The organism is Acidovorax sp. A79 (assembly GCF_041154505.1).
GTDB lineage: Bacteria > Pseudomonadota > Gammaproteobacteria > Burkholderiales > Burkholderiaceae_C > Acidovorax.
In genome coordinates, this window is sequence record NZ_AP028672.1 from 5,127,306 (window position 1) to 5,153,619 (window position 26,314).

Sequence of the window (26,314 nt, forward strand, 5' to 3'; positions counted from 1 at the left end):
GTCTGATTTGGCCGGTCGGCCATGGTAGGCGCCTTTCGGGCGGGCTAATTGGTCTACAAGCGGACCTTGATGGTGCTAACGCTTCAGCGTGCTAGCTTGATGCGACGAATACCTTCGACTAGGGTAGAGGTGCCCTGCCGAGTGGTCCAGAGCCGCCGAAGGCCGATACGTCTGAGTTCGCTGAGCAACTGCTCGCGCAGGTTCTTCTCCCAGTCCGCAGCTCGGATGCCGTCGGCTACCGATGGTTCATCGCCACGTTCGAGTTCGCGCAGGATACGGATGGCATTTGCATTGAGAGTGCGCTCGATATAGTCCCCTTCAAGGCGGCCCAATGGCGTATCCACGGGAACTCTACGCACAGTGATGTGCCCGCCAGAGCTGGAACTTCCCTGAATGTCATACCCGAACCATTCGGGTGCAAACAGCAAGGCGTCGGGGTGGGCATTGAGGCGGACATAGGCCGCTTCCCGGATTTCAAGCAAGCCTGGGAAATGCTTGCTCAGAACCTCCTGAAGCTCGATCGCCAAGGCTAGCAGCTGCTCGTTGGCAATCTTCATCCAGCCACGTCCGAGCACCGCAAGACCCTGCGCATCGCTGATTTTCCACCCCTTGGCGTGCCCTCCTAGCAGCAGCAGCAAGTACCACGCCGTCTCGCCTAACGAAACGGGGCATCGCCGCTCCTTTCCGGGCTTTCCAAAGTTGATGCCTGATGTAGGCGAGGCCGGTAGATCGAGCGGCTCGGCGGCCCCAAGGCCTGGGGTCGCGTCAATGGATTGCGGAAATGCCAGCAATTGCTGGCGCAACTCGGAGCCCCAGGCGGCATGCAAGGCATCCACGTATGCAGCATCACCGTTAGCCCGCTGCTGCGCGGCAATCTCGTCCGCGGTGAACCAAGTAGGCCGCAGCGCACCTGCTAGCTCCTGTTCCAGCAGTCGAGTATCGCCTGCTGGTGTGAGCCGGATAGCAAAGAGGCGGAAACTGTATTCCGTGTAGACATGGCGGTTACCTGCCCCGCTGACACGCCGATAGGGTTTCAGGTCTTGCAGAGGTTCAGCCGAGTAGTGGGTGTCTGGCAGTAGCTCCAGTTCCTCACGTAGTTCGCGCACAAGTGTGGCATGCAGGTTGTCACGAGCGGAAGATGCTTGAGGGTTCAATAGCTGGCGCAACACATCCGGTTCCGCACGGGTATCGTTCGGCAGGTCGTTGACATTAAGTCGGCCACCTGGCAGCACATGGGTCTTCTCGCCGGGCCGTGCGATGTCCTCGCGGCGGCACAGCAGGAAACGGTCCTGCACGCGGATCACGGCCCAGGCCACATGCACAACCCGGATCGGACGTGCAACCGGGTTGGTTAGTACGCGTTCGTTCTCAAGGCACTGCAGCAGGCGGCGTTGCTCCTCCTTGAGCGCCAGTGGACGGTGGTCGCCCTCCTCCCAATAGTCGGCCGGTAAGAAAGACTGCCCGGGGGTTCTTAGGGTTTCGAGCAGGCTTCGGCCAAGCAGGGAGGCCGGGAATGAGACAAATGCCCAGCGACCGGCTGACAGTTCTACAGGGTCAAGCAAAGCCAGCGCCTGCAAGATGCGGCGCAGCAGCGCGGCAAGCAGTGCGGCTGTTTCCGGAGTGCTGCCTTCGGCTGCGGCCAAGCGCGCCACCAGAGTGGCCTCCAGCATCGATTCGCGCTGCGTGCCTTCTTCAGCGTGCAGAGGCAGCGCCTGTAGCGAGATTTCCAACAGCGCCTTCATACCGTCGGGATCAGCCAGTCGCTCTCTGGCCTGGCAATGAGGCGCGCGTTTTTGTACGCCCAGTGGATTGGGTAGATGGTGTGCCCCTGGTAGTTACCGGAGAGAGGTTGGCGTTCGACGACCAGAGCAAGATCGACGGTATCGGCAGACAGTAGCGACAGTGGTAGCAGCATGCTCATGCTGTTGCGGGCCGGGTGATAAACGGGAATCGCCGTCTTATAGTTCCACAGCGCCTTCTTGCTGGCCAGGGCCAGGGCGCCCTCGAATGCCTGGATCAGCATTCGGTAGGCGAAGTCGTCATTCCTAATGTAGGCGGCAAAGGCCTGCTTGTAGGCAAAGGCACCCTCTTCCGATAGACCTTCCAGCGCTTTCACCTCGAAGCCCTGCGTGGTTCGTTCGAGCAGCCTGACGGGAATGCGCTCGACGTTTTCCTCTATCACGTGCTCCCAGTCCACATGGACTTCCGCGCGGGCGTCGAAGACAGCGTCCGCCGGGTTGTCAAAGTAATAGGCCGATTCGGGCAGCGGCTTGAATGCGTTGACGAGCTGTTTGCCCAGGCGATTTTCTCCAGCCACGCAGAAGCCCTCCAAGTACCAGAGTCGCCGTCCGGGAACCTTGACGATCTTGTTGGGAACCAGCAGCGCGTAGATGGGCCGGAACCGGCGGTCTACCAAACCCGTGTTGAATGACGCCAAAGGCCCTGAATCGGGCTTAGCAAAGGCGATCTTTTTCTCGTGAACTAAGCGCGAGAAGGTGTACTTTAGGTAATTGGTGAGGATAGAGAGTTGGTCGTCGCCGTCCCAGTTTTCTGCGCGCGCTAAGTCCGCCAGATTTTCCCAATTTTCGTCGTGAATGTAGGCGAAGTCGTACAGATCGTTCGTTAGAGCAGTGGACTCATTGGTGATGGTCCTCGGGAATTCTTGTGGCGTACGTGAAATTGGGGCCTTATCAGAGGTGCTGCCGTCGAGGCGACTTGCAAAAAACCGTGGTGGGTAGACTGCGTCATCCTTGACCAGCTGCACATGGTTAGGAAATTGTTCAATCAGATGACGTAGCGTCGTGGCCCCGTAGCGTTGATGCGAGAAGGAATCGTCGGCTTTGCGTAGATATGAGCCAAGCCTGGCCAGATCCATCGGTTGGGCAACCTCGTCTTGAGCAGCCAAGTCAAAGGCCTCGTTGAGAAGCGGAACGAGGTTTGCGAAGGTATCAGTCATGTTGCTGGCGCGGTTTGGGTCGAATTGATTTTCCATGCTATTCGATACATAAGTTGCATAACAATACATCACCCGGCGGCGCACGCCGGGCGACTGCGATCACTCAAACAGGCTGCAAAGACCCGCTATCGCTGCAGAGGCCAAAGCGACGGGGATCACAATCGGAGCTGCGGCGGTTGCGAGAGCCGTGGCGCCGAGGGCTCCAGCACCGATAGTCACAGCACCAGTTGCGGCGGCCCCCAGCATTCCGCCAGCGCCCACGGCGACAGTGGTGCGGCCGACGCTGACTTCGTCAGTGCCCGTGATGGTGCGTGAGAGTTTGTCTCCCGCGATACCGGCAGGAATAACTTTGTCGAACATGTCAAATCTCCTTCTGGGTTTTTTGCCGGCACGACTGTCATGCCGGTGTCGTCAGTATTTGGCGGGTGGGCAAAAATCAACAGGAGATCTGGGGGAGAGTTTGCCTAATCAGGGTTGCGCCTGCCGATTCAGGGCGAGCGAGATCAGTACGGCGTATGTGACCTCTGGGTCGAGGCTGAACTTGGCCCGCTGAAGATTGACGGTCCGCTTGTGGACGGTCAATTCCGCCTGCTTCAAGTCCGCAATGGGTCGACAGTGTGAGATCGGTCTGAACAGAAGCAGTCAGCGACGAGGTGCTGATGACGTCGCGAAGGGTCTCCGGCCGCTGCACCCCGCATACCTGACCTTCACGCCGCCTGAGGTCACCAGTCACAGCAGCCGCTTGTATACCGTCAGCGTAAGTTCGCCACTCGAAGGCCATCGTCGGCAACCGCTGCAGAACCGACCTCGGTGTTGCAGCTTCAGGCTGGATGCCGACGCTCGGTACAAATACCTCCAACAGCATCTATGCGCCCATACCTGTCGCTGACAGTGAAGCAATTACGACGGTCGGAGGGGGGCTGCATCGGGTCTAAAGCTAACCCCCGGAGCCATCACCCAGCTATCGAGAGACTTTAGATTGGTGCCCCGCTAGTGCCGCCTCTCCTGCCTGTCGTGTAGTGGCGAGGCAGTGCATCAAGGACCCTTTGCGTGCATTTTCAGATCGGAATGAACGCGAGCGCCTGCTTAAAAAGATGTCGTTCAGAAGACCTTTGACTACTGTGTTTTTTCACATTACCATTGTGTAGGAGCCCCATATTTGGCGGAAATTCGAGGTCGAAGCGCTAGCTATAGTGGTTGTGCTTGGCTGAGGATATTCATCGCTCTCGGCCCTTGTGATATCCAAGTGTTCGAAGTTCGCCCACTACGGTTTGCTTCTGTACCGGCGAGAAAGGTCTGGCAATGCTGAATCTGAGTGCACTGTTCTACACCGAGGAAGAAGGTCAGCCTTGTTTCTTATCCAACCTCAACCTATCCGACTGGGAGCGTTCTAGCATTCGGGAGGCAAGAACGGAAGTCCGCCGCACGCTCAAGCGCAACGTACCACGTATCTACAAGGAAAAAGGCTACGACGGGGTTCCCGAGCCTCGCTTTTTCACCCAAGGGTCCTGGGCATACAAGACTTTGAATGGTCCGAGTCAGGTGCCGCAGCAGGCGGACATCGACGATGGCTGCTACCTGCCCATTGGCTTTCTCTCGATGACAAAGCGGCCAAAAGTGGCCGCGAATGTTTTCTTCGAGGTCGTACTTGAGGCGCTGGAACCGCTTACGAAAGAGCGCGGGTGGCCAATAGCAACGAAGCCTACGTGCATACGTATCGAGATCAGTTCAACAGCGCACCTCGACCTGCCGCTCTATGCCATCCCAGACGACGAGTTTGAGACTTTGGCGAAGGCTGCACTGACCGCAGATTTCTCAGACGCGCTGAGTGAAGAGCAAGAGAGAGACCTGTGGGAAAAGTTACCCACGGAAAAGGTGATGCTGGCGCACCGCGACCTCGGCTGGCTCCACTCCGATCCTCGTCCCATAAAAGATTGGTTCCTCGACCAGGTCGGCGTGAAGGGCGAACAGTTCCGTCGCGTGGTTCGTTATCTCAAAGCTTGGCGCGACTGGAATTGGGACGAGGGCGGCCCAAGCTCGATTCTGCTTATGGCGGCAGCTGCGCCGCTCTTCGAGCGCATGGTGCGGCGGGAGGACGAGGCTCTGCTTAATGTTGTTCGCCAAATGCCTTTGAGGCTTCGCCAAGGTGTGTTGAATCCGGTCAATCCCACAGAGAGCTTCACAGAACGGCTCCGTCGGTCCAACAAAGAAAAGGACTTGCTGGAAGAAGCCGCCGAGAAGTTCCAGGAGTTCAGCAATAACCTCTCGGCGACTTTGGCAGCTGGCAATGCTTCGCAAGGCTGCACTTGGATGCGGCAGATGGTCGGAGGACGTTTTCCTGATCGCCCAGACATGGTCAAGGTCACACCAGCTGCAGCCGCAGCCGCTGGGGCATCCGCATCCATCGCTGCCGCCATTGCGTCCTCGCCAGCTATGGCGGGCCCTGAAGAGATTCCTGACCGGACTCGAGCCGGATGAGGTATTCCGGCGTTGAGTTGCCGGACCTCGCCGAAGCGCTCAAACGCAAGGGGTTTGACTACGTTCGCCCCCTTCCGTCGTCAGCGGAGCTAGAGTTCATCGGCACTTTGAAGGCGAATGGGCAAGAACACCCTTGTCGGCTGCTCGTGCCAAAGGCATTAGATGATGTACCCACCATCTGGTTGACCCATATGGAGGCGCGTCTCCCGTTGCTTCGTCCACATCTGAGCGCGTCGGGCTATCTTTGCTACATCGCACATGGTGCTCACCCATTTGACTCATTCAGCCCGATCGGCCAGATACTCGGCTGCATAGTTCGGGCAGAGCGGGTTTTGAGCTCCATCTTGCGCGGCGAGATGGTTGAAGACCTTGCTGATGAGTTTCATGCGCACTGGGGAGAGCTCTTCTGCCTATCAGACGTACAACCGAACAGCGGAAAGCGGGAGTACGTTTTTGAGGTGTCGAAGAATGGAAGGAGCTGGTACGTTCTTTCCGACGATAAAGATCGAACTGATGCCAAGATAAAGTTGACACTAGGTACCTCGCTTGAGCTCAAGACGGGTCTTCTTTTGAACCGAGCCAAGACGGCAAGTCGACCGATTCCGTATCAGCAAGACTGGCCTCCAAAGACTGTCGGGGAGCTACTGAATTGGCAGAAATCGCTTGACCTGGATTGCGCTAAAGACATCGAGCGTAGCCTCACGGCAATGACTCGCGTTGGAGCAAAAAAGGCGGTCTTCACCATCGAATCTCCGAAGCTCACCTACGGGTTCTCGACGACTATTCCTCAGCTAGTCCGGCGCAAAAAGAAGCCTGTTCCGGTTAGGGCTGAACTTTATCGTCAGAAGATTGTTCCGCTGCTCCTCTACCGCATCGACAACGAGTACATCGCGGAGAGGAATCTTCCGGCGGGGAAGACGCTGATTGGTATGGAAATTCTCCTCGTCGGATGTGGGACGATTGGCGGGTACTTGGCGGACATGTTGGTCAAGGCTGGCGCAGGGACAGGTGGCGGGCGGCTGGTTTTGGTTGACAAAGACAGACTAGGCCCTCAGAACATCGGCCGTCATCGACTGGGCCTGGATGCTGTCTTTTTTCCCAAGGTTCACGCACTAGGAACAGAACTTTCGCGCATCTCGCCAGGGGCGCGGATTGAAGGCGCATTCGATGACATAAAGAGGGTCAATCCGGGCAAGGTGTCTCTAGTGATAGACGCCACAGGTGAGCAAGCTTTATCCGATTGGGTGACTTGGAAATACCTGCGAGAGGCTGTCGTACTAACTGTCTGGGTCGAGGGTGCTGGACTTGCTGTTCGAGGGCTTTTGAAAGACAAAGCGAATCACGCCTGCACGCGTTGTATCAGCAAGCTCCCCTTGGCCAGGCAGGTGCAGGTGTTCAAAGAGCCGACAGAGGTGCTGTTGAAAGGGCAAGGGTGCGAAGGGCTTTACGTGCCATTTCCCGCTTCAGTGTCGTTGCAAGCCGCCGCGCTGGGTATGGAGATGGTCCAAGCTTGGGTCGATGGTGTTGCTGCCCCCACTTTGCGAACGCGAGTTTTGGTTCCAGGTCGCGAACTCATGACCCCTGACTGCACTCCGTTGAAAGTAGAAGGCTGTCCGGTGTGCGACACTTAAGCGACTGGTCAAACTTGGACGGTAGCCTGCTGCTTCACTTCGACCCAGCGGTTATGCAGATTTTCGCTGCTCACGTTCAGTTGCGCGGCCGCCCAGAAAGCGGCGGCATCTTGCTCGGAACCGTGCACGACAATGGACTGCTTGTGCGGATAGCCACGCAACCTTCACGTCACGACAAGCAGTCCGCATACCTCTTTGAACGCATGGCGTTTGGGCACCGCGCTGCCGCAAGAAGGCATTGGAGGTCCAGCGGCGGAATCGTTCGATATCTGGGTGATTGGCACACGCATCCACAAGATTTTCCGACTCCTTCCGGCCTTGACCTTGAAGAATGGCAGAAGCTCGCGCGAGCAAGAAAGGATGAGCGTCCCACTCTCTCTGTCATCGTCGGTCGTAAGGCCCTTCATGTGGAGATGATGGACAAACGAGGAAAGCGCAGCCCGCTATCGGCTACCCATGAGAACTTGTAGCTCCGAAACGAATTGCCGACACATCATCGGAACAATTCAACTTGAGGCTCGTGCGCCAGAAATGGCTGAAGGTCGGTGCCCAGGATGTCTGATGTTGCCTTAGCGGCGAGTGCGAGCAAGGTTTTTTGCGCGGTCTCTGAAGCGATGTCCAGCCCGAGGTCCGAGGCCTGAGCATCGGAAGGCTCTTTATCCAAGCGAACGTAGTTGGCCTGAAGCTTGTGTCTCATGAGCTGGTCGACGAGTTGTTGCTGGGCAGAGATGGTCACAGAGAACAACCTAGCATCGTCCATCCAATCCATGACGCCAAACTGCTGTCCCGCTGAAAACGAGACAGAGTAGCTCTTGGTAGTAGTGCCAACGCTCAGCAGCCGAAATTCGCCTTCGCCTGGCCGGACGTTGAAATAGTTCTCTGCCTCATGCAGCGCCAACAGGTCGGGCGCGTTTGCGAAGAGTCCACCATCCGCATAGAGGTCATCACCAACTTTGGCCAATTCAAAGAATGTTGGCGCGGCTGCCGTCGCTACGCCAACGTCTACTGCGTTGAATTTCCAGTCTCTCGTCCAATGCTTCTGGTGGCGAGTCTTGAACACTTGCGGCCTGCCTTGGGTGACGTTGACGGCCGGGACGCAACAAGGATGAAGAGCGTCGTTGAGCGTTGCGTCGGCGGGGAGTAGCTTTGAAATGACGTCCCGCAATACAGCCGCTTGGTAGCGCGGCTTGTTGCGATGGGCATATAGGTCCAAACCTTTAGCCAATCCCCCGCGGGGAGGCTCATGGGGCGGAAAAATATCCTGCCCATGTGAAACGAAAGTCTCTACTACTTTCCGCATCGGGACCTCGAACGCGACGGCTAGGGCAATGATCCCGCCGATGGAAGTGCCGTACGTCAGGTCAAAGCGTCTGCCAATCGGCATTTCGAGATGGTCCTCTATCTCTTGCAATGCTCGAGCGGTGAAAAGGCCTCGGTAGCCACCACCTGTTAGGGCAAGTGCTTGGAACGGTCGCTGACGGGTCCACTGCATGGGCATCTCGCTGTTTGGTATGTTTGTCACGGCTCGAGGCGGAAAATGCTAACTCAAAGTTGGCAGTCCTAATGCAGATGAAGGCCGGACTACCGCGCGGGGCAAGGGTTACCGCAGACAAGCTTCGCCGCTTATGGTTCGCCACGGACCCGTCCAACATCAGCTGTCACGCTATGACCTGTATTCCAACGACTGCGCGGGCCAGATTGCCTTGATGGCGAGCCCGACTCGGAGTCGGGCCAAACGCTGCCGGTGGTTATGAAGTAGGTTCCCGAAGGGCTAAGGTGGTTGGATTAGATCACCGAATTCCTGAAAGACAGGAGCATTTGAACGCCGTGACGAGCCAATGACCGTGCGCCCGCTCCTGACACCATAGCTGCCACTGGAACCTTGCACGCGAGAGGCCGCAACCGCTGCAGAACCGACGTCTGCCGTGGCAGCTTCAGGCTGGTTGTGACCCTTAGCTCCTGTTCCGGCGAACGGCAGCTTACGGCCATTGCAGTCATACGAGGGGACGATCTTGTTGCGCTATTGGGGGGTACTCAGTTCCGCATCAGTTGTACGGTACCCGGCAAGAATGCTCGACCTTCACGGAGCGCCTTGATCAGCAAATCTGGCGTGGCGCGGATGTGCGCCTCCAGCGCGAGCGCCGCGCGCGCGTCCTGGCCTGCCATGGCCAGCTCGTAAATCTCGGTATGCTCGATGTGCACGTCTCGCACGCTGCCAGGCAACCCCATGGCGCAGAAGCGGTACCGTTCGCTGTGGCGCGATAGCAGGCGCAGTACACGCAGTGTCCAGGGAGAGGCATGACCTGACAGCAGTGCTTCATGAAAGCGCACATTCAACGCCTCCCACTGCCGTCGGCGCGGGGGCGTGATGGGCTGCTCTTCGGCCGACAGTGCGGTGAAGGCTTCGGCCAGCGCAGCGCGCCACTGCGCGTCGCCTCCGCGGATGGATTGGCGCAACGCATCGATCTCGATGTGTATGCGCAGGCTGGTGATGTCCTGCAGTTCCTCCAGCGCTATGGGCGCCACACGAAAGCCGCGCTGCCCTTCCACTGTCACGAGGGCGTCGCTCACCAGCCGCGTGACAGCCTCGCGCAGCGTGCCTGCGCCGACCTGGTACTGCGTGCGCAGGTGCTCGATGCGCAGCTTGCCGCCGGGGGGGAGGCGCCCTTCGACAATGTCGTCGCGCAGGGTGGCGTAGGTGTGTTCAATGAGGGTGCGCGAGGGGTCCCCTGGGGGGGGGGCGCCCTCGGCTGTGTACCCGCCCGGCAGTGCGATCAGGGGGGTAAAGCTGCGTTTGGCCATGGCAATGTGGTGTGGTGGCGTTTACGTTACGGGGCCGTTTGCCGACGCTCCTGCAGGCGCGACAGGCGGTAGCTGAGCTGTGGACGGGTCAGGCCCAGCGCGCGCGCCGCCGCCGCAAGGTTGCCACCCGCGCGCGCCACGGCTTCGCGGATCAGGGTGTCTTCCAGCGCGTCCAGCGTCAGGCCGCTGGCCTGCAGCGTGTCGTACAAGTTGGCGCTTTGCTGGGTGTGCGACTCGCTCTCCAGCGCACCGGCCGCGTTCACGGTGTGCGCTGTGGGTATGGCCGACGTAGGAAACAGCATTGAGGCATCCACCAGGTCGTCCTGCGGCGCCAGGATCACGCCGCGCTCGACGAGGTTTTCCAGCTCGCGCACGTTGCCGGGCCATTCATGCTGGCGCATGGCGGTCATGGCCAGGTCGGTGAAGCCCGCCAAGCGCTTGCCGTGCATGGCGGCGTAGCGCTGCAGCAGGTGCATTGCCAGCAGCTCGATGTCGTCCACTCGATCACGCAGCGCCGGGATGCGGATGGGATAGACGTTCAGCCGGTACAGCAGGTCGCGCCGAAAGCTCCCTTCCTCCACGGCTTTTTCCAGATCCACGTTGGTGGCGGCCACCACGCGCACGTCCACCTTGCGCGGCTGCGTGCCACCCAGGCGTTCTACCTCGCCCTGTTGCAGCACCCGCAGCAGCTTAGCCTGTGCGGGCAGAGGCAGCTCGCCCAGTTCGTCCAGCAACAGCGTGCCGCCGTGCGCGCGCTCGAAGCGGCCCACGCGTGCGGCGGTGGCGCCGGTGTAGGCGCCCTTCTCGGCTCCGAACAGCTCGCTCTCGATCAGCTCGGCGGGCAGCGCCGCGCAGTTCACGGCCACGAAGGGCTTGTCGGCCCGCGGTCCCATGGCGTGCAGGGCGCGCGCAAAGCGTTCCTTGCCCACGCCCGTTTCGCCGGTCAGCAGCACCGTGACCTGCGTGGGGGCGGCCTTGCGCAGCAGCTCCACCGTGTCGTTGAACGCGCGTGAGTGGCCCAGCAAAGGTCCCTGGTCGTCCACGGGCTGCAGCTGGGTGCGCAGCGCCTCCACCTGGGACTGCAGCTCGTCCAGGCGCACGAGCATCGAGTCGGGATCGTAGTCGCGCGCCAGCTGTTCGCCGTCGGGCCACTCGTGCACGAAGCGGCCTTCGATCAGGCAATGCGCGTGGCCGCAGGCCGTGCACTGCACTTCCTTGAACAGGGTGGGGCGGCGAAAGAACGCGCTGGTATAGCCCGAGGCATAGCCCAGCAGCATCCAGCACACGGGTTCGTCCTGCGGGCCCCAGGCACGCTGGTGCACCTCGGCCTCCCAGCTGTGGTCCCACTGGAAGATGCCGTGAAAGTGGTCTGCAGCCTCGTCCAGCTCGAACACCTGCGGCTGCACGCGCACCGCGCCTTCCAGCATGTGCAACTGTGGCCCCACGGCAAAGGTGTCGAACAGCGACGCGCCCGGCCGCACCTGGCGCGCCAGCAGCGCGTCGCGCTCGCCGGAGGCATACCCCGCGCGCATCAGCAGGCGGCGCGTGTGCACCGCCCCCAGGCTGGCGACCAATTCGCGTCGCAGCGCCTGGAAGGCCGCCGCGTGCACCAGCAGCATGCGCTGGTCCGCCAGCCAGATGCGGCCATCGACGGGGGAAAAGTGCACCAAGCGGCGCAGGTCCGCGTCGGAGGGGAAGGGCGGCAGGGCGGTCGCGGGCATAAGGAAAGTATCGATAAACAGGGTTTCTGTGTCCATCAGGGCGGACCCTTGGCCACTTCTTCATCATTTCATCAATTGGCCGATAGCGGTGGTGAGCAAAACATCATGCTGCTGTGCAGCAATCGCATGTACCGCCACTCGGGCAGACGCGGCGACGGGGTCCAGCAGGGCCGGATGGAGTGGGTTTTGTAGGGACTAACCCTGAATTTATCGAGATTTTTGCGATAGATGGCATGCGTTGGCACGGCCCGTGCAAAACGGTGCATGCAAAGCCGCACAGGAGATCACCATGCACCGCCCCGCCAACGCCGAACTGCACGCTACCGCGCAACCCGTCTGCGATCTGTCGCAGCGATTCGTGCGCGTGCTGGGGCGCCGTGACAACGGCTTTGTCGAGTTCGCGTTCTCGGTCGGATGGCCCGAGCTGACCGTGGAGCTTCTGCTCCCGGAGATGGCGTTCGAGGCCTTCTGCGTGGACCACCGCGTGCGCCGCCTGGACGACTGAGCCGGGTTCCCATAAACACCAACAGGAGACAAGCCCCCATGAACATCGACCTGCAGGCGCGTGAGATCCAACCGCTGCGCCACACTTTTGCCCGCGTGGCGGCCCATACGGGCGACAAGCCTTCGTCGCGCTACCTGGAAGCCACGGTGGGCGTGCAGCCCACCGCGAACTTCCATTACCGCCCGACCTGGGAGCCAGAGTTCGAGTTGTTCGACACCGCTCGCACGGCCGTCAAGATGGCCGACTGGGACGCGTTACGCGATCCGCGCCAGTTCTATTACGCCAACTGGACCATGGCGCGGGCCCGTCAGCAGGAGGCGATGGAGGCCAATTACCAGTTCGTGGAATCACGCGGGCTGATCGACAAGATTCCGGACACGCAGCGCGCTGCCGCCTGCGAAGTGCTTATGCCGCTGCGCCACGCGGCCTGGGGCGCGAACATGAACAACTGCACCATCTGCTCACGCGGTTATGGCACGGCGTTCACGGCGCCGGCCATGTTCCACGCCATGGATCACCTGGCCGTGGCGCAGTACATCACGCGCCTGGGGCTGGCCCTGGGCGAGCCCGGCGCACTCGACGCGGGCCAGAACGACTGGCTGCACGACCCGCGCTGGCAGGTGCTGCGCCGGCTGGTGGAGGACACGCTGGTGGTCCAGGACCCGTTCGAGTTGTTCGTGGCACAGAACCTGGCGCTCGATGGCCTGCAGTACCCACTGATCTACACGCATTTTGTGGACGACCACCTGGCAGTGCAGGGCGGCACGGCGGTCGCCATGCTGACCGCCTTCATGCCCGAGTGGCATGACGAGAGCGCGCGCTGGGTGGACGCGGTCATCAAGGTGGCCGCTGCAGTATCGGACGACAACCGGGCGCTGATCACCGATTGGTTCAAGACCTATGCCGATCTGGCGCAGGCCGCGCTGGCACCGGTGGCGGACCGCGCACTGGGTGCGCAAGGCGCCGAGGCCCTGGCCGATGTGCGCACAGCGCTGGACGCGCGGGCTCGCAAGTCCGGCTTGGTCGTCTAGAGGAAGTCATCACCATGAACGCATCTACCGTTTCCGCCGTCTCCAGCGTCTTCATTGCCTTTCAGGACAACGAAGAGTCCCGCCCGGTCGTGGACGCCATCCTGGCGGACAACGCCCAGGCCAGCGCCACCTATCCACCGGGGCTCGTGAAGATCAACGCGCCCGGCCGCCTCGTGATCCGCCGCGAAACCATCGAAGAGCAGACCGGCCAGCGCTTCAACCTGCAGCAGCTGCACGTCAACCTCGTGACGCTGTCCGGTTACATCGACGAAGACGACGACGAGTTTTCACTGAGCTGGCAGCACTGAGCCTGCAGGTCATTGCACGAAACCAATAGGAGACAACACCATGGACGCACCTGTCATCAAGAAGAAACTGGGCCTCAAGGACCGCTACGCCGCCATGACGCGCGGCCTGGCCTGGGATACGACCTACCAGCCAATGGAAAAGGTCTTTCCGTTCGACCAGTATGAAGGCATCAAGATCCACGACTGGGACAAATGGGAAGACCCGTTTCGCCTGACCATGGACGCCTACTGGAAGTACCAGGGCGAGAAGGAAAAGAAGCTCTATGCCGTGATCGAAGCCTTTGCGCAGAACAACGGCCAGCTCGGCATCTCGGATGCGCGCTACGTGAACGCGCTCAAGCTGTTCATCCAGGGCGTGACACCGCTGGAGTACTACGCGCACCGCGGCTTTGCGCATGTGGGCCGGCACTTCACAGGCGCCGGGGCCCGCGTGGCGGCGCAGATGCAGTCCATTGACGAACTGCGCCACTACCAGACCGAGACACACGCGCTGTCGCACTACAACAAGTACTTCAACGGCATGCACCAGCCGACCCAATGGTTCGACCGCGTGTGGTACCTGTCGGTGCCCAAGTCGTTCTTCGAGGATGCGCTGTCGGGTGGGCCCTTTGAGTTCCTCACGGCTGTGAGCTTCTCGTTTGAGTATGTGCTGACCAACCTGCTGTTCGTGCCCTTCATGTCGGGTGCTGCGCACAACGGCGATATGTCCACGGTGACGTTTGGTTTCTCGGCGCAATCCGACGAATCACGCCACATGACGCTGGGCATCGAGTGCATCAAGTTCATGCTGGAGCAGGACCCTGCCAACGTGCCCATCGTGCAGAAGTGGATCGACAAGTGGTTCTGGCGCGGCTACCGCCTGCTCACCCTGGTAGCCATGATGCAGGACTACATGCTGCCCAAGCGCGTGATGAGCTGGAAGGAAAGCTGGGAGATGTATGTCGAGGAAAACGGCGGCGCGCTGTTCCGCGACCTGGCGCGCTACGGTATCCGCGAGCCCAAGGGCTGGAAAGAGGCCTGTGAGGGCAAGGACCACATCAGCCACCAGGCCTGGAACACGTTCTACAGCTACGGCGCTGCAGCCCCCTTCCACACCTGGATCCCCAAGGAAGACGAGCTGCAGTGGCTCAGCGAGAAGTACCCCGACACCTTCGACAAGTACTACCGCCCACGCTTCGAGCACCTGCGCGAAGAGCAAAAAGCCGGCCGGCGCATTTACAACAAGACGCTGCCGATGCTGTGCAACACCTGCCAGATTCCGCTGCTCTTCACCGAGCCGGGCGACCCCACCAAGATCTGCCACCGCGAGACCGAATACAAGGGCGAAAAGTACCACTTCTGCAGCGACGGCTGTCAGCACGTGTTCGAGGACGAGCCCGAGAAATACGTGCAGTCGTGGCTGCCGGTGCAGCAGATTTACCAGGGCCACTGCTTCAAGCCCGGTGTGGATCCCACCGCCGAAGGCTTTGACCCGCTGCTGGCCGTGCTGGACTGGTACGGCATGAACGTGGGGCGTGACAACTTCGACTTCGAAGGCTCGGAAGACCAGAAGAACTTTGCCACCTGGCGTGGCGACCCCGCGCCGGTGAGCGCCACCGCAGCGCAGCAAGGAGCCCAGTCATGAGCGTGACCGCCCTCAAACCCTACGACTTCCCCGCCAAGGACGTGCGCGAGAACTTCCCTGCGCCGCTGCTCTTCATCGGCTGGGAGGAGCACCTCATGTTCCCCTGCCCGGTGGCGCTGCCCCTGCCTGCCGATATGCCCTTTGGCGCCATCGGCCAGGTGGTGCTGCCCGGCGTGTATGGCGTGCACCCCGACTTTGCCCGCATCGACTGGAACACCACGCAGTGGTTCAAGTCGGGCCAGCCCTGGACGCCCGACCCGGCCAAGAGCCTGGCCGACAACGGCCTGGGCCACAAGGACATGATCAGCTTCCGCACGCCGGGCCTGACGGGCATCCAGGGGTCCTTCAGCTAACTATCGCAGCCCGCACCGACGGCGGGTGCTGCCTTTGCGCAGCCCCGTCGTCCAGGACAAGCCATGAGCTACCAACTGACTCTCGAACCCCTGGGCGCCACCATCGAGGTGGAAGAAGGCCAGACCCTGCTAGATGCCGCCCTGCGCCAGGGCATCTACATACCGCATGCATGTGGCCACGGCCTGTGCGGCACCTGCAAGGTGCAGGTGACTGACGGCGAGGTGGACCATGGCGCAGCCAACCCGTTCGCCTTGATGGAAATGGAGCGTGACGACGGCAAGACGCTGGCCTGCTGTGCCACGCTGCAGTCGGACGCCACCGTCGAGGCCGACTTTGACGACGACCCCGACGCCCAAGTGATTCCGGTGCGTGACTTCACCGCCACGGTGGCGCGCATCGAGCAGCTCACTCCGACCATCAAGGCCCTGCACCTGCACCTGGACCAGCCCATCCATTACCAGGCCGGGCAGTATGTGCAGGTGCAGATTCCGGGCGTTGAAGGCGGGCGCGCCTTCTCGATTGCCAATGCGCCCGGTGCCGACGGCTTGAGCAGCGAGATCGAGCTGAACGTGCGCCAGGTGCCCGGCGGCGCTGGCACCACCTGGTTGCACCAGTCGCTGCAACCAGGCGACCGGCTGCTGCTGACCGGGCCGTACGGTCGCTTCTTCGTGCGCCGCTCGGCGGCCATGCCCATGGTGTTCATGGCCGGAGGTTCGGGCCTGTCGAGTCCGCGCGCCATGATTCTGGAGTTGCTGGCCAGCGGCTGCACGCAGCCCATCACGCTGGTGTACGGGCAGCGCAGTGCGCAGGAGCTGTACTACGACGCCGAGTTCCGTGACCTCGCAGCGCGCCATCCGCATTTCACCTACGTACCGGCGCTGTCGAACGCAGCCGAGGGCGATGGCTGGAACGGTGCGCGCGGCTTCGTTCACGAAGCAGCCAAGGCGCACTTTGGTGGCAGCTTTGTCGGCCACAAGGCCTACCTGTGCGGGCCACCGCCCATGATTGAAGCCTGCATCGGCACGCTGATGCAGGGGCGCCTGTTCGAGCGCGACATCTACACCGAGAAATTCCTTTCGGCCGCCGATGCGCAGCAGGCACGCAGCCCCTTGTTCAAGACGATTTAGGAGCCGCCATGGGAATCCACCCCTGTTCCAAAGTTCGCGTCAGCGTGTCGCAGACCGGCGACTGTTATGACTGCGCCACCACCGAAAGCCTGCTGGCCGGCATGTTGCGTCTGGGCCGCAAGGGAATCCCGGCCGGTTGCGTCAGCGGTGGCTGCGGAGTTTGCAAGGTGCGCATCGTGGAAGGGGCGGTGCAATCGCTCGGCCCCATCAGCCGCGCCCATGTCAGCAGCGAAGAAGAGGCCAACGGCTACACGCTGGCCTGCCGCGTGGCGCCCACCCAGGCCGTCTGCCTGGAAGTGGCCGCCCGATTGCGCAAGCCTTTCCTGGGCAGCGCCACCGCGGTGGTGCAACGCCCTGCCAGTTGAGTCAGCCAATTTGAATCAGTGAAGTTTTACCAACCGAAGGAGACATGAAATGGGTGTACTGAGAATCGGCCACGTGAGCCTGCGGGTCATGGACATGGCCGCTGCTGTGAAGCACTACGAAGAGGTCTTGGGCCTCAAGACCGCCATGAAGGACAACGCTGGTAACGTGTATCTGAAATGCTGGGACGAGTGGGACAAATACTCGATCATCCTCACGCCCAGCGACCGTGCGGGCCTGAACCACGTGGCCTACAAGGTGAAAAAGGACGAGGACCTGGACGCGCTGCAGGCCCGCATCGAAGCCTGGGGCATCAAGACCACGATGCTGGCGGAGGGCACGCTGCCCTCCACCGGCCGCATGCTGCAGTTCAACCTGCCCAGCGGCCATGAAATGTGCCTGTACGCCATGAAGGAATACGTGGGCACCGACGTGGGCACCGTCAACCCCGACCCGTGGCCCGATGGCGTCCGGGGCGCGGGGGCGCACTGGCTCGACCATTTACTGCTGATGTGCGAGATGAACCCCGAGGCGGGCATCAATACCGTGCAGGACAACACGCGCTTCATGGCGGAGTGCCTGGAATTCTTCCTGACCGAGCAGGTGCTGGTCGGCCCCCAGGGCGACATGCAGGCCGCCACCTGGATGGCGTGCACCACCACGCCGCACGACATTGCCTTTGTGGGCGGCCCCGTCAGCGGCCTGCACCACATCGCGTTCTTCCTGGATTCGTGGCACGACGTGCTCAAGGCTGCCGACGTCATGGCCAAGAAGAAGGTCAAGATCGACGTGGCGCCCACGCGCCACGGCATCACGCGCGGCGAGACCATCTACTTTTTCGACCCCAGCGGCAACCGCAACGAAACCTTTGCCGGGCTGGGTTACCTCGCACAGCCCGACCGCCCCGTAACCACCTGGAGCGAGGACAAGCTGGGTAGCGGAATCTTCTACCACACGGGGGAATTGGTGGCGTCTTTCACGGACGTGTACACCTGATGCCAGGCGCTGCCCTGCCACCTGCCACGGCGCTCAGTGTTGCGCAGTCGGTCATCGACGCGGCGGCCGCGCTGCGTGCCGTACAGGCCGCCGTGGCGCGCGCCGCTGCGTTGGGCGTGTGCGTGAATGTGTCGGTGGTGGATGCTGCTGGCGTGCTGGCGGCCTTTGCTCGCATGCCGGGCGCACCACTGCATTCCGTGGACATTGCCCATGACAAGGCCTACACGGCCGCGAGCTTTGGCCTGCCGACGAGTGCATGGCATGCCGAACTGGCCTCGCACTCCGACGCAGTGCGCCAGGGGCTGGTGCTGCGGCCGCGCTTCGTCGCCTTTGGCGGCGGCCTGCCCATCGTGGAGGACGGTGTGCGCATCGGCGGCATCGGCGTGTCCGGCGGTAGCGAAGTGCAGGACGAGGCCATTGCGCGCGCTGGCTTGCAGGCGCTGGGCCTTGGCGCCTGATTCATTCCACGCGCGAAATCACACCCCGCATCCATACCTCGCATTCGCGCTTGATCCATACGAAAGCTGAAGCATGTCAGTATCCCAACTAGAACGGCCAACCCTGAGCAACCCGGAGGTTGCGCACACCATCACGGCGGCCGGAATCCGCACAAACTATCACGACGTGGGCAGCGGCGACCCGGTGCTGCTGATCCATGGATCCGGCCCGGGCGTGTCGGCCTGGGCCAACTGGCGACTCGTGATGCCTGCGCTGTCCGAGCGTGCGCGCGTGATCGCGCCGGACATGGTGGGCTTCGGCTTCAGCGAGCGGCCGGCGGGCTTCCACTACGGGATGGACGCCTGGGTGCGCCAGGCCGTGGGCCTGCTCGACGCGCTGGGCATCGAGCGCGCCGACCTCGTGGGCAACTCGTTCGGCGGCGGGCTGGCGCTGGCGCTGGCCATCCGCCACCCTGAGCGCGTGCGCCGCCTGGTGCTGATGGGCAGCGTGGGCGTGCCGTTCCCGATCACGCGCGGGCTGGACGCGGTCTGGGGCTACACCCCCTCGGTGCAGAACATGCGCGCCATCATGGATTACTTCGCCTTCAACCGCGACTTGATGAGCGATGACCTGGCCCGCATGCGCTACGAGGCCAGCATCCGCCCGGGCTTTCAGGAATCGTTCTCGGCAATGTTCCCCGCGCCGCGCCAGCGCTGGGTCGATACGCTGGCCAGCGCCGAGCAGGACATCCGCGCCATCCCGCATGAAACCCTGATCGTCCACGGCCGCGAGGATCAGGTGATCCCGCTGTCCAACTCCTACACGCTGGCCGAGTGGATCGGGAACGCGCAGATGCATGTGTACGGCCATTGCGGCCACTGGACGCAGATCGAGCACGCGGCGCGTTTTGCCCGCCTGGTCGGCGACTTCCTGGCAGAGGCCGCGAAGGACTGATCCCATGTGCGTTGCTCCACCGCTCCACGACGACGCTGCGGCCTGCGCTATGTGCCGCCGTTGCTCTGCCGCGCGGCAAATGAGCGCACCACTTGCAGGAAGGCAGTCAGTACCGGTGAGCTGTCTTCGGTGCGGTACAGACAGCACAGCGCGATATCACGCAGGTAGCGCGAGCGCAGCGGTCGGTAGGCCACGCCCGGCAAGCGCAGGCTCATGGCGGACTGGGTCGTGATGCAGCAGCCAAAGCCACTTGCCACCAGGGCTACGCAGGTCAGCACGTCTTCGACCTCCTGCGCCACCTCCAGCCGTGCGCCCTCGCGCACGAAGGCGGTGGTCACCTCCTGCGCCAGGCCGGGCAGGGGCGCATTGGGGTACAGGATCATCGGCACGCCGCTCAGGTCGCGCAGGTCGATCTGGGCGCGTTCGCACAGAGGGTGGGTTTCGGGCAGGCCGACCACCAGCGGCTCGCGTAGCACGATCTCCACACCCAGGCCCGGCTCCGCCTGCACCAGCCGGTTGAAGCCCACGGTGACGCGGCGCTCGCGCAGCGCCTGCAGCTGCTCGGCCTTGGTCATGTTGTGCAGCTTCAGGCGCACGGCAGGGCGTTCGCGGTGGAAGTCCGCCAGCAGCCGCGGAATCACGTCGAGCACGCCCGAGCCGAAGATGCCCACATCGAGTCGGCCGATCAGCCCCTCACCCGCCATGCGGGTGCGTTCGCTGGCGCGCTCGGCCAGCGAGAGGATGTTGGGCACCTCATCTAGCAATGCCTGGCCCGCTGCCGTCAACTCCACGCCCTTGGGCGTGCGCAGAAACAGTGGCGTACCCAGTTCTTCCTCCAGCCCGCGGATCTGCCGCGTGAGTGGCGGCTGGGCCATGTGCAGCCGCTGCGCAGCCCGGCCGAAGTTCAGCTCCTGGGCCAGAGCCAAAAAGTATTTCATCTGTCGCAGGTCCATGGCTGCCTCTTTTTTAAATACCTTGAAGGTATCAATTTTAGAAAATTCGGTATTGGACAGTATGGCGCCTGCGACCTATCGTTGCCCCTATCGCTGCAAGGACAACGTGAACCATCACCCCCTGACAGCCCATCCGGAAATGAGAGAGACATGCTAGCCAACCAGATTTTGAATTTCATCAACGGCGAATTCGTGGCCACGGACAAGTGGTTCGACAACCGCACGCCGACCTCCAACGCGGTCATCGGCCAGGTGGCCGAAGCTGGCAAGGCCGAGGTGGACGCCGCCGTGGCCGCCGCGCGCGCGGCGCTCAAGGGGCCGTGGGGCTCCATGCCCCTGGCCAAGCGGGTGGAGCTGCTCGAAGCCCTGGTGGCCGAGATCACGCGCCGCTTCGACGAGTTCCTGGAGGCCGAGTGCGCCGACACCGGCAAGCCCATGAGCCTGGCCTCGCACATCGACATCCCGCGCGGTGCGGCCAACTTCAAGGTGTTCGCCGACGTGGTGAAGAACGTGCCCACCGAGTTCTTCGAGATGGCCACGCCCGACGGCCGTGGCGCCATCAACTACGGCTTTCGCAAGCCTGTGGGCGTGGTCGGTGTGATCTGCCCGTGGAACCTGCCGCTGCTGCTCATGACCTGGAAGGTCGGCCCGGCGCTGGCCTGCGGCAACACGGTGGTGGTCAAGCCATCCGAGGAGACCCCGCGCACCGCCGCCCTGCTGGGCGAGGTGATGAACCAGGTGGGCATCCCTAAGGGCGTGTACAACGTGGTGCACGGCTTCGGCCCCGGCTCGGCGGGCGAGTTCGTGACCACGCACCCCTGCATTGACGCCATCACCTTCACGGGCGAGACGCGCACCGGCGAGGTCATCATGAAGGCCGCCGCCAAGGGCGCTCGCCCCGTGAGCTTGGAGATGGGCGGCAAGAACGCCGCCATCGTGTTCGCCGACGCCGACTTCGACGCGGCCATCGAAGGCACTCTGCGCTCCGCGTTCGCCAACTGCGGCCAGGTCTGCCTGGGCACCGAGCGCGTCTATGTCGAGCGCCCGATCTTCGACAAATTCGTGGCCGCGCTGAAGGCTGGCGCCGAGCAGATGAAGATCGGCGTGCCCCAGGACAAGGACACCGGCATGGGCCCGCTGATCAGCAAGGAGCACCAGGCCAAGGTGCTGTCGTACTACCGGCTGGCGGTGCAGGAGGGCGCCACGGTGGTCACCGGCGGCGGCGCGCCCGATATGCCCGGCGACTTGAAGGACGGCTGCTGGGTGCAGCCTACCATCTGGACCGGCCTGCCCGAGACCGCGCGCGTCATCAAGGAAGAGATCTTCGGCCCCTGCTGCCACATCGCCCCGTTCGACACCGAAGAAGAGGTGCTGGCCAAGGCCAACGACAACGAATACGGCCTGGCCACCGCCATCTGGACGCGCGACGTGTCGCGCGCGCACCGCGTGGCGCAGCGCATGGAGGTCGGCATCTCGTGGGTCAACAGCTGGTTCCTGCGCGACCTGCGCACGCCGTTCGGCGGCTCCAAGCAGTCCGGCATCGGCCGCGAGGGCGGCGTGCATTCGCTGGAGTTCTACACCGAGCTCAAGAACGTCTGCATCAAGCTCTGATTTCCAGCAAAACCTGCCTCTGGTGCTTATTGATGAAGCACTGATAGCTACTCTTTCAATAGCAAAACCATGACCATGAACTCTCAACAGATCGAGCAGCTCGGCGATGAGCTGTACCAGGCCCTCGCGGGCTGCCAGGTGGTAGAGCCACTGACCTCGCGCCATTCCGACATCACCATCGACGACGCCTACGCCATCCAGCAGCGCATGATGGCCCGGCGTCTGGCTGCCGGCGAGAAAGTCGTCGGCAAGAAGATCGGCGTGACCTCCAAGGCCGTGATGGACATGCTGGGCGTGTTTCAGCCCGACTTTGGCTGGCTCACCGACGCCATGGTCTACAACGAAGGCCAGGCCATCCCTGCCAACACGTTGATCCAACCCAAGGCCGAGGGCGAGATCGCCTTCGTGCTGAAGAAGACGCTGAAGGGCCCAGGCGTGACTGCCGCCGACGTGCTGGCCGCCACCGACGGCGTGATGGCGTGCTTCGAGATCGTCGATTCACGCATTCGCGACTGGAAGATCAAGATCCAGGACACCGTGGCCGACAACGCCAGCTGCGGCGTGTTCGTGCTGGGCGACCGCCTGGTGGACGTGCGCGACGTGGACCTGGGCACCTGCGGCATGGTGTTGGAAAAGAACGGAGACATCGTGGCCACCGGCGCGGGCGCTGCGGCCCTGGGCCACCCGGCCAACGCCGTGGCCTGGCTGGCCAACACGCTGGGCACCCACGGCATTGCACTGGAGGCGGGCGAGGTGATCCTGTCGGGCTCGCTGGGCATCATGGTGCCGGTGGTGGCGGGCGACAACCTGCGCGTGACGATCGGTGGCATCGGCGGCTGCTCGGTGCGTTTCGTCTGAGGAGCGCCGTATGGACCTGCAACTGGCGGGCAAGCGGGCCCTGGTGACGGGGTCGACGGCCGGCATCGGCTTTGCCATCGCCACCGAACTGGCGCGCGAGGGCGTAGCGGTGGTGCTCAATGGCCGCACGGCCGAGCGCGTGGCACAGGCGGTGCAGCGCCTGCGCGCCCTGGTGCCGCGGGCCGATGTGCTAGGCCACGCAGCCGATGTCGCCACGCGGATTGGCTGCGAGCACCTGGCGCAGGCCAGTGCGGGCGTTGACATCCTGGTCAACAACTTCGGCACCTTCGACCCGCAGCCGTTTCAAGCCATTGACGACGCGCAGTGGCAGCGGTTCTTCGAGGCCAATGTTCTGAGCGGCGTGCGCCTGACCCGTGCCCTGCTGCCTGCGATGCAGGCTGCAGGCTGGGGCCGGGTGGTGTTCATCAACAGCGAGTCCGGCGTGAACCCACCCACCGAGATGCTGCACTACGGCATGACCAAGGCGGCGCAGCTGTCCCTCTCCCGGGGCCTGGCGCAAAGCTGCGTGGGCACCGGCGTGACGGTGAATGCCGTGCTGCCCGGCCCCACCCGTACCGAAGGGGTGGCGGACTTCTTCGCCAAGCTTGCCGTCGAACAGGGTGTGGGCCTGGCCGAGGCAGAGCGCCGCTTCTTCGCGCAGTCACGCCCCACCTCGCTGCTGCAACGGTTCATTGAGCCGCCCGAAGTGGCAGCCCTGGTCGCTTACGTCTGCAGCCCCCGCTCGTCCGCCACCCATGGCGCAGCGCTGCGGGTGGAGGGCGGAATCCTGTCTTCGATGTGTTGAATCCTTTTTTTGAGAGAGATTTCCCATGAAACGAAAAATCAAGTGCGCCCTGATCGGGCCCGGCAACATCGGCACTGACCTGCTGGCCAAGCTGCAGCGCAGCCCCGTGCTGGAGCCGGTGTGGATGGTGGGCATCGACCCCGAGTCCGACGGCCTCAAGCGTGCCCGTGAGATGGGCATCAAGACCACCGCCGAAGGCGTGGACGGCCTGGTGCCGCACATGAAGGCCGATGGCGTGCAGATCGTGTTCGACGCCACCAGCGCCTATGTACACGCTGAGAACTCGCGCAAGGTCAATGCCGAGGGCGCGATGATGATCGACCTCACGCCCGCGGCCATTGGCCCGTTCTGCGTGCCGCCCGTGAACCTGAAGGAACACATCGGCAAGCGCGAGATGAACGTCAACATGGTCACCTGCGGTGGCCAGGCCACCATCCCCATGGTGGCTGCGGTGAGCCGGGTGCAGCCGGTGGCGTATGGCGAAATCGTCGCCACCGTCTCCAGCAAGTCGGCGGGCCCGGGCACGCGCAAGAACATCGACGAGTTCACCCGCACCACAGCGGGCGCCATCGAGCGCGTGGGCGGAGCCAAGAAGGGCAAGGCCATCATCGTCATCAACCCGGCCGAGCCACCGCTCATCATGCGCGACACCGTGCACTGCCTGACCGAGGGCGAGCCCGACCGCGAGGCCATCATCCGGTCCATCCACACCATGATCGCCGAGGTGCAGAAGTACGTGCCGGGCTACAAGCTGGTGAACGGCCCGGTGTTCGACGGTAACCGCGTCTCGGTCTTTCTGGAAGTCGAAGGCCTGGGTGATTACCTGCCCAAGTACGCCGGCAACCTGGACATCATGACCGCCGCCGCCGCACGCACCGCCGAGATGTTTGCCGAGGAAATCCTCGCGGGCAATCTCCAACTCCAACACGTCGCCGCCTGAAGGAGCAGCACGCCATGACACTCAACGGCAAAAAAATCACCCTGCATGACATGACGCTGCGCGACGGCATGCACCCCAAGCGCCACCTGATGACGCTGGAGCAGATGAAGAGCGTGGCCCAGGGCCTGGATCAGGCGGGCGTGCCGCTGATCGAGGTGACCCACGGCGACGGCCTGGGCGGCGCATCGGTCAACTACGGCTTTCCGGCGCACAGCGACGAAGAGTACCTGGGCACCGTCATCCCCCTGATGAAGCAGGCCAAGGTCTCGGCCCTGCTGATCCCCGGCATCGGTACCGTGGATCACCTGAAGATGGCGCACGGCCTGGGCGTGCACACCATCCGCGTGGCCACGCACTGCACAGAGGCCGATGTGAGCGAGCAGCACATCACCATGGCGCGCAAGCTGGACATGGACACCGTGGGCTTCTTGATGATGGCGCACATGAACGACGCCGTCGGCCTGGTCAAGCAGGCCAAGCTGATGGAAGGCTACGGCGCCAACTGCATCTACGTGACTGACTCGGCCGGTTACCTGCTGCCCGACCAGGTCAAGGAGCGCGTGGCCGCCGTGCGCGCCGCCCTCAAGCCAGAGACCGAGCTGGGCTTTCACGGCCACCACAACCTGGCCATGGGTGTGGCCAACTCCATCGCCGCCATCGAGGCAGGTGCCAACCGCATCGACGCGGCCGCCGCTGGCCTGGGCGCGGGCGCAGGCAACACCCCCCTGGAAGTGCTGGTGGCCGTGTGCGACCGCATGGGCATCCAGACGGGCGTGGACGTCTGGAAGATCCAGGACGTGGCCGACGACCTAGTGGTGCCGCTGATGGACTTCCCCATCCGCATCGACCGCGATGCGCTGACGCTGGGCTACGCCGGTGTGTATGGCAGCTTCTTGCTGTTTGCCAAGCGCGCCGAAAAGAAATACGGCGTGCCCGCACGCGACCTGCTCGTCGAACTGGGCCGCCGCGGCATGGTGGGCGGCCAGGAAGACATGATCGAAGACACCGCACTGACCATGGCCCGCGCACGCGGCCTGCAGATCAGCGCCTGAATGGAGCCGCACCCATGGCACTCGCACAAAGCACCATTGCACAACTGGCCGAGCACCTGGAGAACTGCCAGCTGCAAGCCAAGGACACCCCCAAGATCACCGACGACCACCCAGAGATGGACTGGGACGATGCCTACGCCATCCAGGACGCCATCCTGGCGCGCAAGCTGGCGCGCGGCGCACGCTTGGTGGGCCTGAAGGCGGGCCTCACCTCGCACGCCAAGATGCGCCAGATGGGCGTGACTGACCCGGTGTTCGGCTTCCTGGTGGACGACTACACCGTGGCCGAGGGCGCGGCAGTCAAGACGTCCGAACTGATTCACCCCAAGGTGGAGCCCGAGATCGCCTTCGTGCTCAAGCGCGCGCTCAAAGGGCCGGGCTGCCACATCGGCGCTGTGCTCGCCGCTACCGACTTCGTGATGCCTGGCATCGAGGTGATCGACAGCCGCTACCGCGACTTCAAGTTCGACCTGAAAAGCGTGGTGGCCGACAACACCTCGGCTGCGCGCTTCGTCGTCGGCGGCCGCGCAATGCGCCCCGAGGACGTGGACCTGCGCACCGTGGGCCTGGTGCTGGAGAAGAACGGCCAGCCCGTGGCCCTGGGCGCCGGCGCGGCCGTGCTGGGCCACCCCGCCGCAGCCATTGCCATGCTGGCCAATCATCTGGGCCGGCGCGGGCAGGAGATTCCCGCCGGCAGCGTGATCCTGTCGGGCGGCGCCACCGAGGCTGTGGCCGTGGCGGCGGGCGACAGCGTATGCCTGCGCGTGCAGGGCATGGGCAGCGTGTCGCTGCGCTTTGCCTGAGCCG

General features: G+C 62.9%; 26 protein-coding genes. 19 read left to right on the plus strand and 7 right to left on the minus strand.

What is annotated here, in order from left to right; all coding sequences use genetic code 11:
- Nucleotides 1-83: 83 nt before the first annotated feature.
- The 3 genes from ACAM51_RS23665 to ACAM51_RS23675 form a co-directional block, all read right to left on the minus strand.
- Entirely contained in the window at nt 84-1,742 is a 1,659-nt protein-coding gene (locus tag ACAM51_RS23665; protein ID WP_369642055.1) for an NUDIX domain-containing protein, read from the minus strand.
- Nucleotides 1,739-2,992 carry a DUF3825 domain-containing protein gene (locus ACAM51_RS23670; protein WP_369642056.1) on the minus strand — a complete coding sequence of 418 codons (1,254 nt, stop codon included), beginning with the start codon at nt 2,990-2,992 and terminating at the stop codon, nt 1,739-1,741. The genes ACAM51_RS23665 and ACAM51_RS23670 overlap by 4 nt, the downstream gene beginning before the upstream one ends.
- Nucleotides 2,993-3,055: 63 nt before the next feature.
- Nucleotides 3,056-3,316, minus strand: a complete 261-nt coding sequence (locus ACAM51_RS23675) for a hypothetical protein (RefSeq protein WP_369642057.1) — start codon at nt 3,314-3,316, stop codon at nt 3,056-3,058.
- Between the two features lie 942 nt (nt 3,317-4,258).
- Here ACAM51_RS23675 and ACAM51_RS23680 point away from each other — a divergent pair.
- The 3 genes from ACAM51_RS23680 to ACAM51_RS23690 are packed head-to-tail and all read left to right on the plus strand — an operon-like array spanning nt 4,259 to nt 7,535.
- Nucleotides 4,259-5,434, plus strand: a complete 1,176-nt coding sequence (locus ACAM51_RS23680) for a CBASS cGAMP synthase (protein ID WP_369642058.1) — start codon at nt 4,259-4,261, stop codon at nt 5,432-5,434.
- Nucleotides 5,431-7,065, plus strand: a complete 1,635-nt coding sequence (locus ACAM51_RS23685) for a ThiF family adenylyltransferase (protein ID WP_369642059.1) — start codon at nt 5,431-5,433, stop codon at nt 7,063-7,065. Before ACAM51_RS23680 ends, ACAM51_RS23685 begins: the two co-directional genes overlap by 4 nt.
- 53 nt (nt 7,066-7,118) lie before the next feature.
- Nucleotides 7,119-7,535 carry a Mov34/MPN/PAD-1 family protein gene (locus ACAM51_RS23690; protein WP_369642060.1) on the plus strand — a complete coding sequence of 139 codons (417 nt, stop codon included), beginning with the start codon at nt 7,119-7,121 and terminating at the stop codon, nt 7,533-7,535.
- Between the two features lie 23 nt (nt 7,536-7,558).
- On the opposite strand, the gene ACAM51_RS23695 is transcribed toward ACAM51_RS23690, so the two are convergent.
- From ACAM51_RS23695 to ACAM51_RS23705, 3 genes are all read right to left on the minus strand, one after another.
- Nucleotides 7,559-8,557 carry a CBASS cGAMP-activated phospholipase gene (locus ACAM51_RS23695; RefSeq protein WP_369642061.1) on the minus strand — a complete coding sequence of 333 codons (999 nt, stop codon included), beginning with the start codon at nt 8,555-8,557 and terminating at the stop codon, nt 7,559-7,561.
- Between the two features lie 542 nt (nt 8,558-9,099).
- Nucleotides 9,100-9,867 (minus strand): GntR family transcriptional regulator, encoded by a 768-nt coding sequence (locus ACAM51_RS23700; RefSeq protein WP_369642062.1) that lies wholly within the window; start codon nt 9,865-9,867, stop codon nt 9,100-9,102.
- Between the two features lie 26 nt (nt 9,868-9,893).
- Nucleotides 9,894-11,588, minus strand: coding sequence for a sigma-54-dependent Fis family transcriptional regulator (locus ACAM51_RS23705; protein ID WP_274112406.1), 1,695 nt, complete (start codon nt 11,586-11,588; stop codon nt 9,894-9,896).
- 289 nt (nt 11,589-11,877) lie between these two features.
- On the opposite strand from ACAM51_RS23705, the gene ACAM51_RS23710 reads away from it, so the two are divergent.
- The 10 genes from ACAM51_RS23710 to ACAM51_RS23755 all read left to right on the plus strand — a co-directional run bounded on the left by ACAM51_RS23710 (nt 11,878) and on the right by ACAM51_RS23755 (nt 19,288).
- Nucleotides 11,878-12,093 (plus strand): phenol hydroxylase subunit, encoded by a 216-nt coding sequence (locus ACAM51_RS23710; protein ID WP_369642063.1) that lies wholly within the window; start codon nt 11,878-11,880, stop codon nt 12,091-12,093.
- A 38-nt stretch (nt 12,094-12,131) separates the two neighbouring features.
- Nucleotides 12,132-13,124, plus strand: coding sequence for a phenol hydroxylase (locus ACAM51_RS23715; protein ID WP_369642064.1), 993 nt, complete (start codon nt 12,132-12,134; stop codon nt 13,122-13,124).
- A 14-nt stretch (nt 13,125-13,138) separates the two neighbouring features.
- The gene (locus tag ACAM51_RS23720) at nt 13,139-13,432 is read left to right on the plus strand and encodes an MmoB/DmpM family protein (RefSeq protein ID WP_274112403.1); all 294 of its coding nucleotides are present in this window, start codon (nt 13,139-13,141) and stop codon (nt 13,430-13,432) included.
- 40 nt (nt 13,433-13,472) lie between these two features.
- Nucleotides 13,473-15,056, plus strand: coding sequence for an aromatic/alkene/methane monooxygenase hydroxylase/oxygenase subunit alpha (locus ACAM51_RS23725; RefSeq protein WP_369642065.1), 1,584 nt, complete (start codon nt 13,473-13,475; stop codon nt 15,054-15,056).
- Nucleotides 15,053-15,409, plus strand: a complete 357-nt coding sequence (locus ACAM51_RS23730; RefSeq protein ID WP_369642066.1) for a phenol hydroxylase subunit P4 — start codon at nt 15,053-15,055, stop codon at nt 15,407-15,409. Before ACAM51_RS23725 ends, ACAM51_RS23730 begins: the two co-directional genes overlap by 4 nt.
- Before the next feature lie 63 nt (nt 15,410-15,472).
- Nucleotides 15,473-16,537 (plus strand): NADH:ubiquinone reductase (Na(+)-transporting) subunit F, encoded by a 1,065-nt coding sequence (locus ACAM51_RS23735; protein ID WP_369642067.1) that lies wholly within the window; start codon nt 15,473-15,475, stop codon nt 16,535-16,537.
- Nucleotides 16,538-16,545: 8 nt separating this feature from the next.
- Complete coding sequence (locus ACAM51_RS23740; protein ID WP_274112399.1) at nt 16,546-16,902, plus strand: 2Fe-2S iron-sulfur cluster-binding protein; 357 nt, start codon at nt 16,546-16,548, stop codon at nt 16,900-16,902.
- 49 nt (nt 16,903-16,951) lie between these two features.
- Nucleotides 16,952-17,896, plus strand: coding sequence for a catechol 2,3-dioxygenase (locus tag ACAM51_RS23745; protein WP_369642068.1), 945 nt, complete (start codon nt 16,952-16,954; stop codon nt 17,894-17,896).
- Nucleotides 17,896-18,354: a heme-binding protein gene (locus ACAM51_RS23750; RefSeq protein ID WP_369642069.1), complete on the plus strand. Its 459-nt coding sequence runs from the start codon at nt 17,896-17,898 to the stop codon at nt 18,352-18,354. The genes ACAM51_RS23745 and ACAM51_RS23750 overlap by 1 nt, the downstream gene beginning before the upstream one ends.
- A 73-nt stretch (nt 18,355-18,427) precedes the next feature.
- Nucleotides 18,428-19,288 (plus strand): alpha/beta fold hydrolase, encoded by an 861-nt coding sequence (locus ACAM51_RS23755; protein WP_369642070.1) that lies wholly within the window; start codon nt 18,428-18,430, stop codon nt 19,286-19,288.
- Between the two features lie 47 nt (nt 19,289-19,335).
- Here the strand turns inward: ACAM51_RS23755 and ACAM51_RS23760 are convergent, their stop codons facing one another.
- Nucleotides 19,336-20,241 carry a LysR substrate-binding domain-containing protein gene (locus ACAM51_RS23760; protein WP_369642071.1) on the minus strand — a complete coding sequence of 302 codons (906 nt, stop codon included), beginning with the start codon at nt 20,239-20,241 and terminating at the stop codon, nt 19,336-19,338.
- A gap of 150 nt (nt 20,242-20,391) precedes the next feature.
- Here ACAM51_RS23760 and ACAM51_RS23765 point away from each other — a divergent pair, with 150 nt between their 5' ends.
- From ACAM51_RS23765 to dmpH, 6 genes are all read left to right on the plus strand, one after another.
- Nucleotides 20,392-21,852, plus strand: a complete 1,461-nt coding sequence (locus ACAM51_RS23765) for a 2-hydroxymuconic semialdehyde dehydrogenase (RefSeq protein WP_369642072.1) — start codon at nt 20,392-20,394, stop codon at nt 21,850-21,852.
- A gap of 75 nt (nt 21,853-21,927) precedes the next feature.
- On the plus strand, nt 21,928-22,710 hold the full coding sequence (gene dmpE, locus ACAM51_RS23770; protein ID WP_369643879.1) for a 2-oxopent-4-enoate hydratase: 783 nt from the start codon (nt 21,928-21,930) through the stop codon (nt 22,708-22,710).
- A gap of 10 nt (nt 22,711-22,720) precedes the next feature.
- A complete protein-coding gene (locus tag ACAM51_RS23775) occupies nt 22,721-23,515 on the plus strand; it encodes an SDR family NAD(P)-dependent oxidoreductase (protein ID WP_369642073.1) in 795 nt (264 codons plus the stop codon).
- Nucleotides 23,516-23,540: 25 nt separating this feature from the next.
- Complete coding sequence (locus ACAM51_RS23780; protein ID WP_369642074.1) at nt 23,541-24,455, plus strand: acetaldehyde dehydrogenase (acetylating); 915 nt, start codon at nt 23,541-23,543, stop codon at nt 24,453-24,455.
- 14 nt (nt 24,456-24,469) lie between these two features.
- Entirely contained in the window at nt 24,470-25,507 is a 1,038-nt protein-coding gene (gene dmpG / locus ACAM51_RS23785) for a 4-hydroxy-2-oxovalerate aldolase (RefSeq protein ID WP_274112391.1), read from the plus strand.
- Nucleotides 25,508-25,521: 14 nt separating this feature from the next.
- Complete coding sequence (dmpH, locus tag ACAM51_RS23790) at nt 25,522-26,310, plus strand: 2-oxo-3-hexenedioate decarboxylase (protein WP_369642075.1); 789 nt, start codon at nt 25,522-25,524, stop codon at nt 26,308-26,310.
- The last annotated feature ends 4 nt before the right edge of the window (nt 26,311-26,314 follow it).

Coding starts and splice junctions, on each gene's coding strand:
- ACAM51_RS23685 (WP_369642059.1), top strand. CDS start 5,431: ATGAGGTATTCCGGCGTTGAGTTGCCGGACCTCGCCGAAGCGCTCAAA.
- dmpH (WP_369642075.1), top strand. CDS start 25,522: ATGGCACTCGCACAAAGCACCATTGCACAACTGGCCGAGCACCTGGAG.
- ACAM51_RS23670 (WP_369642056.1), bottom strand. CDS start 2,992: ATGGAAAATCAATTCGACCCAAACCGCGCCAGCAACATGACTGATACC.
- ACAM51_RS23700 (WP_369642062.1), bottom strand. CDS start 9,867: ATGGCCAAACGCAGCTTTACCCCCCTGATCGCACTGCCGGGCGGGTAC.
- ACAM51_RS23745 (WP_369642068.1), top strand. CDS start 16,952: ATGGGTGTACTGAGAATCGGCCACGTGAGCCTGCGGGTCATGGACATG.
- ACAM51_RS23780 (WP_369642074.1), top strand. CDS start 23,541: ATGAAACGAAAAATCAAGTGCGCCCTGATCGGGCCCGGCAACATCGGC.
- ACAM51_RS23720 (WP_274112403.1), top strand. CDS start 13,139: ATGAACGCATCTACCGTTTCCGCCGTCTCCAGCGTCTTCATTGCCTTT.
- ACAM51_RS23760 (WP_369642071.1), bottom strand. CDS start 20,241: ATGGACCTGCGACAGATGAAATACTTTTTGGCTCTGGCCCAGGAGCTG.
- ACAM51_RS23775 (WP_369642073.1), top strand. CDS start 22,721: ATGGACCTGCAACTGGCGGGCAAGCGGGCCCTGGTGACGGGGTCGACG.
- ACAM51_RS23675 (WP_369642057.1), bottom strand. CDS start 3,316: ATGTTCGACAAAGTTATTCCTGCCGGTATCGCGGGAGACAAACTCTCA.
- ACAM51_RS23695 (WP_369642061.1), bottom strand. CDS start 8,557: ATGCAGTGGACCCGTCAGCGACCGTTCCAAGCACTTGCCCTAACAGGT.
- ACAM51_RS23705 (WP_274112406.1), bottom strand. CDS start 11,588: ATGCCCGCGACCGCCCTGCCGCCCTTCCCCTCCGACGCGGACCTGCGC.
- dmpG (WP_274112391.1), top strand. CDS start 24,470: ATGACACTCAACGGCAAAAAAATCACCCTGCATGACATGACGCTGCGC.
- ACAM51_RS23730 (WP_369642066.1), top strand. CDS start 15,053: ATGAGCGTGACCGCCCTCAAACCCTACGACTTCCCCGCCAAGGACGTG.
- ACAM51_RS23715 (WP_369642064.1), top strand. CDS start 12,132: ATGAACATCGACCTGCAGGCGCGTGAGATCCAACCGCTGCGCCACACT.
- ACAM51_RS23725 (WP_369642065.1), top strand. CDS start 13,473: ATGGACGCACCTGTCATCAAGAAGAAACTGGGCCTCAAGGACCGCTAC.
- ACAM51_RS23765 (WP_369642072.1), top strand. CDS start 20,392: ATGCTAGCCAACCAGATTTTGAATTTCATCAACGGCGAATTCGTGGCC.
- ACAM51_RS23690 (WP_369642060.1), top strand. CDS start 7,119: ATGCAGATTTTCGCTGCTCACGTTCAGTTGCGCGGCCGCCCAGAAAGC.
- ACAM51_RS23755 (WP_369642070.1), top strand. CDS start 18,428: ATGTCAGTATCCCAACTAGAACGGCCAACCCTGAGCAACCCGGAGGTT.
- ACAM51_RS23710 (WP_369642063.1), top strand. CDS start 11,878: ATGCACCGCCCCGCCAACGCCGAACTGCACGCTACCGCGCAACCCGTC.
- dmpE (WP_369643879.1), top strand. CDS start 21,928: ATGAACTCTCAACAGATCGAGCAGCTCGGCGATGAGCTGTACCAGGCC.
- ACAM51_RS23665 (WP_369642055.1), bottom strand. CDS start 1,742: ATGAAGGCGCTGTTGGAAATCTCGCTACAGGCGCTGCCTCTGCACGCT.
- ACAM51_RS23680 (WP_369642058.1), top strand. CDS start 4,259: ATGCTGAATCTGAGTGCACTGTTCTACACCGAGGAAGAAGGTCAGCCT.
- ACAM51_RS23750 (WP_369642069.1), top strand. CDS start 17,896: ATGCCAGGCGCTGCCCTGCCACCTGCCACGGCGCTCAGTGTTGCGCAG.
- ACAM51_RS23735 (WP_369642067.1), top strand. CDS start 15,473: ATGAGCTACCAACTGACTCTCGAACCCCTGGGCGCCACCATCGAGGTG.
- ACAM51_RS23740 (WP_274112399.1), top strand. CDS start 16,546: ATGGGAATCCACCCCTGTTCCAAAGTTCGCGTCAGCGTGTCGCAGACC.